Source organism: Bacillus sp. C28GYM-DRY-1 (assembly GCF_030519405.1).
GTDB classification, from domain to species: domain Bacteria; phylum Bacillota; class Bacilli; order Bacillales; family Bacillaceae; genus Bacillus; species Bacillus spizizenii_A.
This window is the reverse complement of sequence record NZ_JAUMKF010000001.1, coordinates 325118-341271: the sequence shown is the minus strand read 5'-3', so window position 1 is coordinate 341271 and position 16154 is coordinate 325118. Positions and strand designations below refer to the sequence as shown.

The following is a 16154-nucleotide window of genomic DNA, read 5'->3' as shown; positions in this document are numbered from 1 at the left end:
AAAATGAGGTGCTCCAATGTCGGTATTTAAAAATCAGGAAACATACTGGGATAACCTGTTTGATGAAGATGACAGCCTAAGCGCATTCCCTTACTTTAAAGCAGCAGATAAGGCGCCATTGGCCCGTACCGGCTATCAGGAAAAATGCATCTGCCGTTCCTTATCTCCGGAAGTATCCCAAAGAATAATCACAATGTCTAATCATTCTGAAATGGCAGCCTATTTGATTTTATTGGCAGGGATTGAATGCTTGTTGTATAAATATACGGATCGAACGGGGCTGATTCTTGGCATTCCAACGGTATCGAAGCAAAAAAGCAGCCAGTCAGCCGTTAACACCATTGTCCTTTTGAAAAATACGCTTTCAAGCCAGAGCACGTTTAAAACCGTATTCGAGCAACTGAAAGAAGCCGTTAATGATTCGCTAAAAAATCAAAACCTGCCGTTTCGAAAAATGGTTCAGCATCTGAACGTGCAATACAATGATGAGCATATGCCGTTGATTCATACCGTCGTTTCACTTAACGAAATTCATTCCTTGCAATTTAAAGAAGATGCTGCAACCGATACGCTGTTTCACTTTGATTTGGAGAACAACGGGATTCATTTGAAGCTTTTTTATAACGGCAATCTGTACAATGAGCGCTATATGGATCAAATTGTATCTCATTTGGATCAACTGCTGTCTGTGATCTTATTTCAGCCCCAAGCTGCGATCCATAAGGCAGAGGTCATACCCGAAGCGGAAAAACAGAAACTATTATTTGATTTTAATGACACCAGCGCAAATTATTCCGGGAGCAGAACCGTCTATCAGTTATTTGAAGAGCAAGCAGAAAGAACGCCTGATCATGCAGCCGTCAAGTTCAAAAACTGCCATTTGACATACAGGGAATTGAATGAACAGGCCTGCCGTTTGGCAAGAACATTGCGTAACTGCGGAGTTCAAGCCGATACGTTAGTCGCCATTCTGGCTGATCGTTCATTAGAGATGATCGTGTCTATTATAGCCATTTGGAAGGCGGGGGGCGCTTATGTGCCCCTGGACCCTGAATATCCAAAAGAGCGGCTTCAATATTTGCTTCATGATGCGAATACAGATGTTCTCCTTGTTCAGCGCCATTTGAAAAACATCCTCACCTTTGACGGACCGACAATCGATCTGAATGATGAAGCATCTTACCATGCCGATTGCTCATTGTTATCACCCATAGCGGAACACAACCATTTAGCCTACGTCATTTACACCTCGGGCACAACAGGAAAGCCGAAAGGGGTCATGGTTGAACACGGCGGCATTGTGAACTCGCTCCAGTGGAAAAAGGCGTTTTCCAAGCATTCTGCCAAGGATCGAGTGCTTGTCTTGTATCCCTATGTTTTTGATGCATTCATTTTAAATTTCTTCGGCCCGCTAATCTCGGGTGCAACCTTGCATCTTTTGCCGAACGAAGAGAATAAAGACCTTTTCGCCATTCAAAATGCCATGAAACAAGAGAGGATTACACATTTTTCAACTTCTCCCCGTCTTCTGAAAACGATGATCGAACAGATGAATGCAGAGGACTTCATTCATGTTCAGCATGTTGTTGTAGGCGGTGAGCAGCTGGAACTAGATACAGTTGAGAAGCTATATTCTCTGCAGCCTCACATCCGAATCAATAATGAATACGGACCGACAGAAAATAGCGTGGTATCTACATTTCACCCTGTCCAGTCCGCTGATGAACAGATCACAATCGGCAAACCGGTGGCCAACCACCAAACCTATATTTTAGGAGCGCACCATCAAATCCAGCCGATCGGCGTACCTGGAGAGCTGTATGTCGGTGGAGCCGGCGTGGCCCGCGGCTACCTCAATCAGCCTGAATTAACGGAAGAAAAGTTTGTTCAGCATTTGCTCCTCCCTGGTCAAAAGATGTATAAAACGGGTGACCTCGCCAGATGGCTGCCAGATGGAAGGATCGAATATTTAGGGCGAATCGATTTTCAAGTGAAAATTCGTGGCTACCGTATCGAAATCGGCGAAGTAGAGGCAGCCTTGTGCAATCTTGAAAAAGTTCGTGAAGCTGCAGTCGTTGCGCGGGAAGCCGAAGACGGAGCCAAGCAATTGTATGCCTATTATGTCGGCGAGCCTTCTTTGTCCGTTGCGCAGTTCAGAGACGATTTGTCCCGTAAACTGCCGGATTATATGATTCCCTCCTATTTTATCCATTTGGAACACATACCGCTCACTTCCAATGGGAAAATTGATTTGAAGGCTTTGCCTGCTGCCGAAGAAAAAACGCGGACGGATAACGAATACATAGCCCCGCGAAACTCAACAGAAGAACTGCTGGCGTCTATCTGGCAAGAAGTATTAGTAGCAGAACGTATAGGAATTCTGGATAATTTCTTTGATTTTGGCGGAGATTCGATTAAATCAATTCAGGTGTCTTCGAGGTTGTATCAAGCCGGTTACAAGGTGGATATGAAGCATCTGTTTAAATACCCCGTGATTGCTGAACTAAGTCAGTTTGTAGTGCCGCTCGGCAGAATGGCTGATCAAGAGGAAGTGAACGGCAGGACAAGTCTGACCCCGATTCAGCATTGGTTTTTTGAACAAAAAATGCCGAATGCACACCATTACAATCAGGCCGTCATGTTATATTCGGCGGAAGGCTTTAAAGAGGCTTTGCTTCGCCGGACGATGGAACGCATCGCCTCGCATCACGATGCCTTGAGGATGATTTTTGAAAAAACGCCGAATGGATATGCTCCGCGAATTACAGGCACGGATGAAAGTGAATTATACCATCTGGAAGTGATGAATTATAAAGAGGACACAGATCCGGCTCAAGCAATTGCCGATAAAGCGAATGAGATTCAAAGCAGCATGGTATTAGAAAAAGGGCCTTTGATGAAGCTTGGTTTGTTCCAATGTCCGGACGGAGATCATTTGCTGATTGCAATTCACCACTTGACGATTGACGGAGTATCCTGGCGAATTTTACTTGAGGATTTTGCAAGCGGTTATGAGCAGGCAGAGCGCGGACAAACGATCCGCCTCCCGCAAAAAACAGATTCATTTCCATTCTGGGCGGATCAATTGTCCAAGTATGCGGCGGAAACCGACATGGAACAGGAGATTGCTTATTGGACTGAGCTGTCAAGCATGAAACCGCAGCCATTGCCCAAGGACAACATCGGCAAAGGTTCGTTATTAAGAGACAGCGAAGAAGTGACGATTCAATGGACAAAAGAGGAAACAGAGCAATTATTAAAACAAGCGAATCGCGCCTACAACACGGAGATCAATGATCTGCTGCTGACTTCATTAGGACTTGCCGTTCACAGGTGGACTGGCATAGAAGACATTCTCGTGAATTTGGAAGGCCACGGGAGAGAACCGATTATTCCGGATGCAGATATTTCCCGGACGATAGGATGGTTTACAAGCCAGTACCCTGTCGTACTGAGGATGGAAGCCGGAAAAGATCTGTCGCAGCGGATTAAGATCGTCAAAGAAGGACTGCGCCGTATTCCTGATAAAGGAATGAATTACAGCATCATCAAATATGTATCCGGGCGTGCGGAAGCCGCCAGTCTGCAGCTGAATCCGGAAATATCGTTTAATTACTTGGGGCAATTTGACCAAGATCTGGAGCATCAAGCTTTACGCATATCGCCTTTTTCCACAGGGTTATCGATGAATGAAAACCAAGAGAGAACGGCCGTGCTTGATTTGAACGGCATGATTGCTGAAGGGAAATTATCGATAACACTGAGCTACAGCAACAAACAATACGAAAGATCGACTATGGCGCAATTTGCACGAAATTTGAAAGAAAGTCTGCAAGAAGTCATTGCGCATTGCGTAAGCCAGCAGCAGACTACCCTGACGCCAAGTGACATTCTGTTAAAAGATATCACAATAGACGAACTGGAACAGCTCTTGGAGCAGACGCGTGAATGGGGCGAAGCAGAAAATATTTATCCATTAACACCGATGCAGAAGGGTATGCTGTTTCACAGCTTGTTTGACCCCAGTTCAGGTGCCTATTTTCAGCAAACGATGTTTGATCTGCATGGAGATCTGGATATTGACTCATTTTCGAAAAGCTTGGATGGCTTATCACAAAAATATGATATTTTCCGCACGAATTTTTACAGAGGCTGGAAAGATCAGCCGTTGCAAATCATATTCAGAACGAAAAAGATCGGTTTTGAATTCATTGACTTACGTGAGATGAAGGAATCACAAAAAGAAGAGATGATTCAGGAATATGCCAGAAGAGATAAGTTACAGGGGTTTGACTTAGAAAGAGGCGCGTTAATGCGGTTACTCATTCTTCGTACGGATGACACGACATACCGTTTTATATGGAGTTTTCACCATATTTTGATGGACGGCTGGTGCCTGCCGCTGATTACAAAAGAAATATTCGAGCATTACTTTGCCTTGCTTCAGCAAAAGCAGCTTGAACAACCGTCGATTACTCCGTACAGTCAATACATTGAATGGCTCGGCCGGCAAGATGCAGAAGAGGCCATGCGTTATTGGGATCAGTATTTGGAGGGATATGAAGAGCAAACCATCCTACCTAAGGATCACCATGCGGCGGAAGATGAGCGATACATTCCGGAGAAAGTGACATGTGAAATAAGCACCGACCTCACTTTGAAAATGAAGCAGACGGCCGGCAAACACCATGTCACGCTGAACACGCTGCTGCAGACGGCATGGGCGGTTTTGCTGCAGAAATATAACCGAAGCCGAGATGTTGTTTTTGGAAGTGTTGTATCCGGAAGACCGGCTGGAATTCCAAACGTGGAAACTATGATTGGCTTATTCATTAACACCATTCCCGTCCGGATCCGATGTGAAGCCGGGACAACGTTTACCGAACTCATGAAAGAAGCGCAGGAAAAAGCAGTAGCGTCTCAAAAATTTGAGACGTACCCGCTATACGATATTCAAGCACGTACAACGCAAAAGCAAGATTTAATTACACATTTAATGATATTCGAAAATTATCCTGTTGATCAGTATATGGAAAGCATAGGCCGGCAAAACGGATCATCCATCACAATTTCCAACGTGCAAATGGAAGAACAGACCAACTATGATTTTCATTTGACCGTTGTACCGGGCGAAGCGATGAACATCTATTTTGAATACAATGCCAGTGTGTATGATCGCTCAAGTATAGAGCGGATTCGGGAACATTTCATGCAAATCTTGCATCAAGTCATGACAGATGCGGATATCCAGGTGGAGCAAGTGGAATTGTTAACGGAAAACGAAAAAAGAACCCTTCTTCATACTCTTAACGACACGGCTGCACCATTTCCGCAGACGACGGTTTATCAATTATTTGAAAAACAATCGCAGCGTACGCCCGATCAAGCGGCCGTCATCGATAAGGACAGGGATCTCACGTACGGAGAGCTCAATAAGCGGGCAAACCAACTGGCGCGAACGTTAAGAGCGAAGGGCGTGCAGACGGATCATCCTGTGGCTGTCATCAGCAGAAACAGTATCGAATCAGTAGTCGGGATCCTTGCCGTTTTAAAATCAGGCGGAGCCTACGTCCCTATAGATCCGGAATATCCACAAGACCGCATCCGGTATATGCTGGATGACTCTCAAGCCGGAATCGTTTTGATGCAGCGAGATGTCAGGGAGCAGCTTGCCTATGAAGGCGTCACGGTTTTACTGGATGATGAAAGCTCGTATCACCAAGATGACTCTGACCTTGCACCGATAAGTGATGCTAGCCATTTGGCATATGTCATTTATACGTCAGGTTCCACAGGCCGGCCAAAAGGCGTATTAATCGAGCACCGAGGCTTGACCAATTATATTTGGTGGGCGAAAGAGGTTTATGTAAAAGGCGAGAAAACCAACTTCCCGTTGTATTCGTCAATCTCTTTTGATCTAACGGTGACTTCTATTTTCACACCGCTTGTCACAGGCAATACGATCATCGTCTATGACGGAGAGGACAAAACAGCACTGCTTGCATCGATTGTGCAGGACCCGAGGGTGGATATCATTAAATTGACGCCGGCCCATTTACAGGTTTTGAAAGAAATGAATATCGCCGATAAAACGGCTGTCCGAAGAATGATTGTGGGCGGGGAGAATCTAAGCACCCGGTTAGCCCAAAGTATTCATAAACAGTTCGAAGGCCGAATTGAAATATGCAATGAGTACGGACCGACGGAAACCGTTGTCGGCTGCATGATTTACCGTTACGATGCCGTGAAGGACATGCGGGAATCGGTACCGATTGGAACGGCTGCAGCAAACATGAGTATTTATGTGCTGGATGAGAATATGAAACCCGCGCCGGTCGGTGTCCCAGGAGAAATCTATATCAGCGGCGCCGGTGTGGCAAGAGGATATTTGAACCGGCCGGAATTGACGGCAGAGAAATTTGTCGATGACCCGTTTGAACCCGGAGCCAAGATGTATAAGACCGGAGATTTGGCGAAGTGGCTGACTGACGGAAACATTGAATATGCGGGCAGAATGGATGAACAAGTGAAAATCAGAGGCTACCGTATCGAATTAGGCGAGATCGAGGCGGCACTGCATCAAGAAGAAGCGATTAAGGAAGCTGTTGTTACAGCTAGAGAAGATATCCACGGGTTTAAACAATTGTGTGCATATTACGTGAGCGGCGGGCAAATAACGGTTTCCCGGCTCCGGAAACAATTGTCTCATACTCTGGCAAGTTATATGATTCCGGCCTATTTTATCGAGCTGGATGAAATGCCTTTAACCTCCAACGGAAAAATAAACAGAAAAGGGCTGCCGGCTCCGGATTTCGGGCTGCAGGACAGAGCAGAGTATAAGGCTCCCCGAACAAAAGTGGAAGAAATATTAGTTTCCGCCTGGGAAGCTGTATTAGGTGCAGAGAACGTCAGTATTCTGGATAATTTCTTTGACCTTGGCGGAGATTCTATTAAATCAATCCAAGTGTCATCAAGATTAAAACAGAGCGGATACAAAATGGAAATCAAAGACTTGTTTCAATATGCAACGATTGCCGATTTGAGTCCGCATATCAAGCAGAATCTGCGTATAGCCGATCAGGGTGAAGTCAAAGGAAAAGTCAGCCTGACTCCTATTCAGCATTGGTTCTTTGATCACATAACAATAGAACCGCATTATTATAATCAAGCCGTCATGCTGTATGCACCGGAAGGTTTTCGGGAAACGCCGCTTCGTCAAACCCTGCAAAAGCTTGCAGAACATCATGATGCGCTCCGCATGACGTTCCAGCAGACGGAAAAGGGGTGCGAGGCACAGATTGCAGAGATTGCTCAAAGCGGGCTGTACCACCTTGAAGTCCTGAATCTGAAGGCAGAACCCGACCCGGGGCAGACAATTGAAGCCAAGGCTAATGAGATACAAGGCTGTATGCGTTTATGTGACGGGCCGTTAATGAAGGCCGGATTGTTTCAATGTGCAGATGGAGATCACTTGCTGATTGCCCTCCATCATTTGATTGTAGACGGGGTTTCATGGCGCATTTTATTGGATGATATGGCTAATGGCTACAAACAAGCTGAGGACGGGCAAGTGATTCAACTGCCGCAAAAAACAGACTCTTTCCAATTATGGGCCAAGAGGCTTTCAGAATATGCGCAAAGTGAAACCATAAAACAAGAACAGGAATATTGGACAGAGATCGAACAAACCGATGTGAAACCGCTGCCTAAGGATTTTCATGAAACACATACGACCTCAAAGGACAGTCAAACAGAAACCGTGGAATGGACTATAGAAGAAACGGAGCTGTTATTAAAACAAGCGAATCGCGCTTATAACACTCAAATAAACGATTTGCTTTTAACCTCTCTGGGTCTTTCCATATCGCATTGGTCAGGACTTGAACAGATTCCGATACATTTAGAGGGACACGGAAGAGAACAGACGATTCAAGATATGGATATCTCCCGTACAGTTGGATGGTTTACAAGTCTGTATCCGGTTGTGCTTCACGCGCAGCCAGGCAAAGAAATCTCTGATTATATCAAGACGACCAAAGAAGGACTGCGCCAAATTCCGCATAAAGGGATCGGATATGGAATAGCAAGGTACTTAAGCGGGTCAATGCCATCAAAACTGAATCCGGAGATTAGTTTTAACTACCTGGGGCAGTTTGACCAAGATTTGCAGCAGCATGCGATTCAATTATCCTCCTACTCCTGCGGTTCAGACTCAAGCGGGAATCAAGCCAGACCGTATGTATTGAATATAAACGGAATGATAACCGAGGGCCGGCTGAGGATTGCGATCAGTTATAGCATCAAACAGTACGCAAGAGAAACGATTAAGCGGCTATCGGAAACAATTCAAAGCTGCCTGCGGACCATCATTACGCATTGCGTTCATAAAGAACAATCGGAACTGACACCAAGCGATATTTTGTTAAAAGGCATGACCATTGATGAATTGGACCAGCTCCTCATTCAACTGCCGCATTCAGGTGAGATCGAAAATGTGTATCCGCTCACTCCGATGCAGAAAGGAATGCTCTTCCACAGCTTGCTGGATGAAGCCACAAGATCTTATTTTGAACAAGCATCGTTCGATTTGCAGGGAGAGTTAAAGATTGATTGGTTTAAAGCAAGCTTGGAACGATTATTTGAAAAATACGCCGTGCTCAGAACCCGTTTTTACAGCGGCTGGAACGATACTCCTTTACAAATCGTCTATAAAACACAAAAACCGCAAATTTATTTTGCAGATTTGCGTGACATAGAGGAGCACCGGCGTGAGGATAAAATCGCTGCCTATCAAAGAGAGGACAATGCAAAAGGATTTGACTTGGCTCGGGGTCCGCTGATGCGCATAGCGATTTTCCGTATGGAAGACCGCAAATATCATTTGATTTGGAGCTTCCATCATATTGTTATGGACGGCTGGTGCCTGTCTCTTATCACGAAGGAAGTGTTTGAGCATTATAGCGCCTTGCAAGAAGGCAGGGAAACAGAACCACCATCTGCAGCTCCTTACAGCGACTATATCGAGTGGCTTGACCTCCAAGATCAGGGAGCGGCCAAACGGTACTGGAGCGAGTATCTTGAAGGGTATAAAGGTGAAACCAGGCTTCTTCATAAACGACCGCAGAATGAACAAAAAGCATATGCTTATGCCAATGTGATCTGCGAATTAGACCAAGAACAGACAAAACGGTTGCAGCAGATCGCAAATCAGCATCAAGTGACATTAAATTCGTTGATCCAAACATTGTGGGGGGTTTTATTACAGAAATACAGCGGGTCCGGGGACGTTGTATTTGGCAGTGTCGTGTCCGGAAGGCCGGCGGAAATCCCCGGTGTGGAACAGATGATTGGCCTGTTCATCAATACCATTCCGGTTCGCATCCGCTGTGATGAGGACAGCTCTTTTGCTGAAGCGATGCAAATGGTTCAACAAAAGGCATTGACTTCCCAAGCATTCGATACCTATCCTTTATATGAAATTCAGACAAAAACAGAACAAAAGCAAAACCTGATTGACCATATCATGATCTTTGAAAACTATCCGATAGGACAACAAGTTGAACAGGCAGGACATCATGATGCGGGACTGGACATCATGAATTTTCATATGCAAGAACACTCCCACTATGATTTGAATGTGGTTGTCATTCCTGGCGAAAAGCTTGCCATCCATTTCGTTTTTAATGAAAACGAATATGAAAAATCAGAAGTGGAGCGGCTCCGCGGGCATTTTGAACAGCTCATGCAGCAAGTATTGCAGCAACCATCTGTCAAAATAGAAGAATTGGAGCTTCTGACTGAGCAAGAAAAAGAACATCTGCTCAGTCGTATTCAATCTGACGAGATGGATTACCCACGTGAACAAACGATTCATGAGTTGTTCGAGGAACAAGCGCATCGTACACCTGACCATGCGGCGGTTGTATTCGAGGGTAAACAATTAACCTACGGAGAACTGAACCGGCGATCCAATCAGCTAGCGCGAACCTTGCAGGCAAAAGGAGTGCAGGCGGATCAGCTTGTCGGCATTATGACTGAACGCTCTCTGGAAATGATTGTAGGCATTTTGGGGATTTTAAAAGCGGGCGGAGCATATTTGCCGATAGATCCTGATTCTCCGCCTGAACGCATCCGTTATATTTTAAGTGATTCGGGCATCAGCGTATTGCTTTATCGTGAGAAGCTGCAGAATAACATCGGCTTCCCAGGGACATGTATCGATCTCATAGAGGAACATGCCTATCACGAAAAAGACAACGGCCTTGCGCTCTCTTATCAGTCGAGTCAACTGGCCTATGCCATTTATACTTCCGGTACGACGGGCAAGCCTAAAGGCGCGTTAATTGAACATCGCCAGGTCATTCACCTGATTGAAGGACTTCGCCGCCAAGTTTATTCTGCCTATGATGCTGAGCTGAATGTAGCCATGCTTGCTCCATATTATTTTGATGCTTCTGTTCAGCAAATGTATGCTTCCTTGTTGTTAGGACATACCATGTTTATTGCTCCTAAAGAAGTCGTGTCAGACGGTGCAGCATTATGCCGTTACTATCGGCAGCATTGCATTGACATAACCGACGGAACACCTGCCCACTTAAAGCTCTTGATAGCTGCAGGTGATTTGCAGGAAGTCCCGCTTCGGCACCTTTTAATAGGAGGAGAGGCTCTTTCTAAAACAACGGTAAATCAGCTCATACGATTATTCGACGATTATGGCGCTGCGCCTGCCATCACCAATGTATATGGACCTACAGAAACTTGCGTAGATGCGTCCCTTTTCAACATTGAATGTTCTGCCGATGCTTGGGGACGCAGTCAAATTCATGTCCCTATAGGCAAGCCGTTAGGCAGCAACCGCATGTACATTCTTGATTCAAAAAAGCGGTTGCAGCCTGTGGGCGTCCAAGGCGAGCTGTATATTGCAGGGGACGGTGTCGGGCGGGGCTACTTGAACCTGCCGGAACTAACGGATGAAAAATTTTCTGCCGATCCGTTTGTCCCGACGGACCGAATGTATAGAACCGGTGATCTGGCCCGCCTTATGCCGGATGGAAATATTGAATTTATCGGCCGGATTGATCATCAGGTGAAAATTCACGGTTTTCGGATTGAACTCGGTGAAATCGAATCGGTAATGCTCAACATTCCTGATATTCAAGAAGCCGCCGCAATTGCCCTTGAAGATAAAGATGGAGAGTTTTACCTATGCGGATATTATGCTGCGGATAAGCCAATACAAATCAGTGAACTTCGCGAAAGTCTGGCCCGGCATTTACCGGGATATATGATACCGGCTCATTTTGTGCAGCTGGATAAGATACCGCTGACGCCAAACGGGAAGCTGAACCGTCAGCTATTACCGACTCCGGTCAAAAAGCGGGACAGAGGCATAGAATACGTGCCGCCGCAGACTTCGGCAGAAATCCATCTGGCAGCAATTTGGCAGGATGTTCTCGGTTTAGAGCAGGTGGGGATCCGAGATAACTTCTTTGATATCGGCGGACACTCCCTGCGGGCAACGGCGCTCATTGCAAAGATACAAAAGCAATTGCATGTCCAAATTCCTTTGCGAAACGTGTTCCGTTTCCCAACCATTGAACAGCTCGCGCGGGAAATCACGACGATGGAGCAAACCGGGTATGCCGGGATTCCTGCAATTGAGAAAAGACCATATTATCCGGTATCTTCGGCGCAAAAACGATTGTACATTCTCAATCATCTGGAAGGCGGAGAGCTCAGTTACAACATGCTGGGTCTGATGGCGGTCGAAGGTAAGTTTGATCGTGATAATCTGCAGCAAGCCTTCCTCGCACTGATTCAACGTCATGAATCTTTGCGCACCGGTTTTAAAATGGCCGGCGGAGAACCTGTTCAGTATGTCTTGGATCACGCAGAGTTTGAAGTAGAGTGGTATCAGGCAGAAGAAAATGATGCAGGCCTTTATATCCGCCAATTTATTCGCCCGTTTCATCTGGAAAAGCCTCCGCTGCTTCGTGTGGGGCTGATTGAACTTCGACCTGACCGCGGAATTCTGCTGTTTGATATGCATCATATTATTTCTGACGGAACATCTATGAGCATATTGATTAAAGAATTTATTCGGATTTATGAAGGAGAGACATTACCGCCCCTGCGCATCCAGTACAAGGACTACGCAGTATGGCAGACCGGAGAAGCGCGGTTAAAACAGATCCAAAACCAAGAAGCCTATTGGTTAGAGCTGTACAGCGGCGACGTTCCTGTCCTTCATCTGCCTACAGATTATATACGGCCGTCGGCACGGGATTTTGCGGGAGCTACGATGCATTTCACGCTTGATAAGCAAAAAAGCGCCGGGTTAAAGCAGTTGGCGTCCCAAAACGAATCTACTTTATATATGGTGCTCCTTGCGTCTTATACATTATTGCTTTCAAAATACAGCGGCCAGGAAGACATTATTGTCGGCAGCCCTATTGCGGGGAGACCGCATGCGGATTTGGAACCCATTATCGGAATGTTTGTGAATACACTGGCGATGAGAAATTACCCCGAAAAAGGGAAGACGTTCTCTCAGTATCTGTCCGAGGTTAAGGAGAATGCCCTAAAAGCTTATGAGCATCAAGATTACCCGTTTGAAGCGCTGATTGACCAACTGAATATCGCCAGAGATTTGAGCCGTAATCCGTTGTTTGACACCATGTTTGTGCTTCAAAACACGGAGCAGGAACAGTTAGATATAAATGACGTAACTTTCAAACCATACCCAAGCGAACATACGATGGCTAAATTTGATTTAACCTTAACGGCTGTGGAAGAAGACTCGGGTATTCATTTCACGATGGAATACTTGACGGCTCTGTTTAAACCGGAAACGATCGAACGTATGATGGGGCATTTTGCGCAGCTGATTGATTCGATTATTAAACAACCTGAGGCCGAGCTGGCTGATTTGAATATGATAACCCGAGAAGAGAAGAGTGAAATTCAGAAACTCTTTAACGATACTGCAACCGCAGAAAAACGTATTCCGCCAACGATTCATCAACTTTTTGAGCAGCAGGCTGGGCTTAACCCAGACCATGAAGCCGTCCTGTTTGAAAATCAGACTCTGACTTATCGTCAGCTGAATGAACGTTCCAATCAGCTGGCGCGCGTCCTTCAAGATAAGGGTGTAGGCACAGATCAGGTGGTTGCCGTTCTCACGGATCGCTCAGCAAATATGATGATCGGCATTTTAGCGATATTAAAGGCCGGCGGAGCATTTCTTCCTATCGATCCGGAACTTCCTGATGAACGGCGGGCTTTTTTGATGAAAGACAGCGGCGCCGGTGTGCTATTGACTAGTGCAGGTCATGCCATTCCGCCGCTCTTTGAAGGGGCAGTTCTTCTGCTTGACGATCCGTTACTATATCAAGGCGGGACAGATAATCTTCAACTCTCCTATTCGGAAAATGACTTAATGTACGTCATTTACACGTCTGGTACAACAGGGAAGCCAAAAGGGGTTCAATTAGAACATAAAACGATGACGAATCTGTTCGCATATGAACGAGACCATACGCAGCTGCGTTTTGACAGAGTGCTGCAATTTGCTGCCATGAGCTTTGATGTCTGCTATCAAGAAATTTTCTCCGCGCTTTCAAGCGGAGGGACACTCTGTATCATCAGCAATGAGGCAAAACGGGAAATACGTCAGTTCAATGATTTTGTCAGAACGCACAGGGTACAAACAGCATTTCTTCCGACCGCGTTCCTTAAGCTCCTTGGCTCGGAGAAACACTATTTCGAACCGTTCGCCGAGTGCGTGGATCACATTATCGCAGCGGGAGAACAGCTCATCGCAACAAGTATACTGCGTGACATGCTGGCGCACCACCATGTCACTCTTCATAATCATTACGGTCCGTCGGAAACGCATGTCGTGACCATGTATACCGTTGATCCGGATATTAATCAGGAGCTTCAGCCGATCGGCAAACCGATTTCAAATACGGAGATTTTCATTTTAAATGAGGCCGGAACGCTTCAGCCTGTCGGGATCGTCGGTGAGCTTTGTATTTCCGGGGTCAGCTTAGCCAGAGGTTATCATAACAGGGAGTCTTTGACGCGCGAAACATTTGTTCCGCACCCATATGACACGAAACAACGAATGTATAAAACAGGTGATCTGGCCCGTTACCTTCCCGACGGAAACATTGAATATGCGGGAAGGATGGACCATCAGGTCAAAATACGCGGTTACCGGATTGAGCTCGGCGAGGTGGAAGCCGCTCTGCTAAGCATCGGGCATGTTCAAGAAGCCGTTGTCCTGTCAAAAGAAAATGCAGATGGACAAAACGATTTGTATGCCTATTTTACAGCGGAGCAATCATTGCCGATCAGTCAGCTAAAAGAAAAACTTGCTGATCAAATACCGGGCTACATGATTCCTTCATACTTCATCCAGCTGGAGAAACTGCCGTTAACCTCCAATGGAAAAGTAAATCGAAGAGCATTACCGAGTCCTGAAGTCGGTTTGCAAACCGGGACTGACTACGTCGCTCCGCGGACGAGTATGGAAGAGAAGCTGGTATGCATCTGGCAAGACGTTCTGAAGGTAAAAGAAATAGGCGTGAAAGATAACTTTTTTGATCTGGGCGGCCACTCGTTACGGGGAATGACGCTCATTGCCAAAATCCATAAGGAATTCAATAAAAGCATTTCATTAAGAGAAGTATTTCAATATCCGAAAGTTGAAGAAATGGCAAAGGCCATTGCTGAAGCTGAAGCCTGCGGATCGGATTATATTCCGGCTGCCAAAGAAAAAGATGTCTATCCTGTATCCTCCGTGCAGAAGATGGTTTACCTGTCAACACAAATCGAAGGCGGCGAACTTAGCTACAATATGCCGGGAATCCTTGCATTAGAAGGAAAAATCGATATGAATCGCTTACAAATCGCTTTCCAAAGACTGATCCAGCGTCATGAGTCGCTGCGCACCGGATTTGAAATGATCCGCGGAGAACTGGTGCAGGTGATCAAACCGCAAATGGAGTTCTCTATGGAAAGGTATAAGGCAGCACCTGACGAGGTTGAGGAACTTTTCCGCACCTTCGTGCGGCCATTCGATCTCAGCCAGGCTCCATTACTTCGGGCTGGACTCATCGAGTTGGAACAAGACCGGCATATTTTTATGTTTGACATGCACCATATCATTACGGACGGCGCCTCCATGAATATTTTTGTCGAAGAACTGATTCAATTGTATGACGGCAGAGCGTTAGCTCCGCTCCGTATACAATACAAAGACTTCACTGAATGGAAGCTGCAAAAAGAGCAAAGAGAACGAATCAAGAGGCAGGAAGAGTATTGGCTGGGTGTATTTCATGAGGAGCTTCCGTCATTCGAGCTGCCGAAAGATTTTGCAAGGCCGCCGGTGAGAAGCTTCGATGGGAAGCGGCACAATTTTGTGCTCGATAAGACTGTCATCCAAGGTGTAAAGCAGCTGGAAGAATTGACCGAATCGACCGCTTATATGATTTTGTTTTCGGCCTATTCCATACTGCTGGCTAAATATAGCGGCCAGGATGATATCGTCGTCGGTACACCTATTGCGGGGAGAATACATGAAGATTTGCAACATATCATCGGAATGTTTGTAAATACATTAGCCATCCGTACCGCTCCGATGGCTGAAAAGACATTTATGGATTATATAACGGAAACAAAAGAAACAATGCTGAAGGCTTATGAAAATCAAGAGTATCCTTTTGAAGAATTAGTTGAAAAACTGGGTGTAAAACGGGACTTAAGCCGCAATCCATTGTTCGATACGATGTTTGTCATGCAAAATACGGAACAAACGGATATTGAGGTAGACTCTCTCGCCGTCAGACCTTATGAACAAACAAATACGGCTGCCAAGTTTGATTTACAGCTGACCTTTGTAATAGATCAGGATGAGATACAAGGCAGCTTTGATTACTGCACAAAGCTATTTAAAAAGAAAACCATTGCTGTATTGGCCAAGGATTACGTCATGATCCTCTCGGCGATTTTACGAAATCCATCCATTCCTTTAAGAGAAATTCAATTAACCGAAAAAGTAAACAAAAGTAAACACCTCGCAAGCACAATCGAATTGGATTTCTAATAATGGCCGGCGCGGCTGTCCCGGCACGAATGCCGCGGCTGCC

General features: G+C 45.8%; 1 protein-coding gene. It reads left to right on the top strand.

The window, feature by feature from the left end:
• Window positions 1–16 precede the first annotated feature (16 nt).
• Window positions 17–16111, top strand: coding sequence for a non-ribosomal peptide synthetase (locus Q3W56_RS01670; RefSeq protein ID WP_302894267.1), 16095 nt, complete (start codon window positions 17–19; stop codon window positions 16109–16111).
• The last annotated feature ends 43 nt before the right edge of the window (window positions 16112–16154 follow it).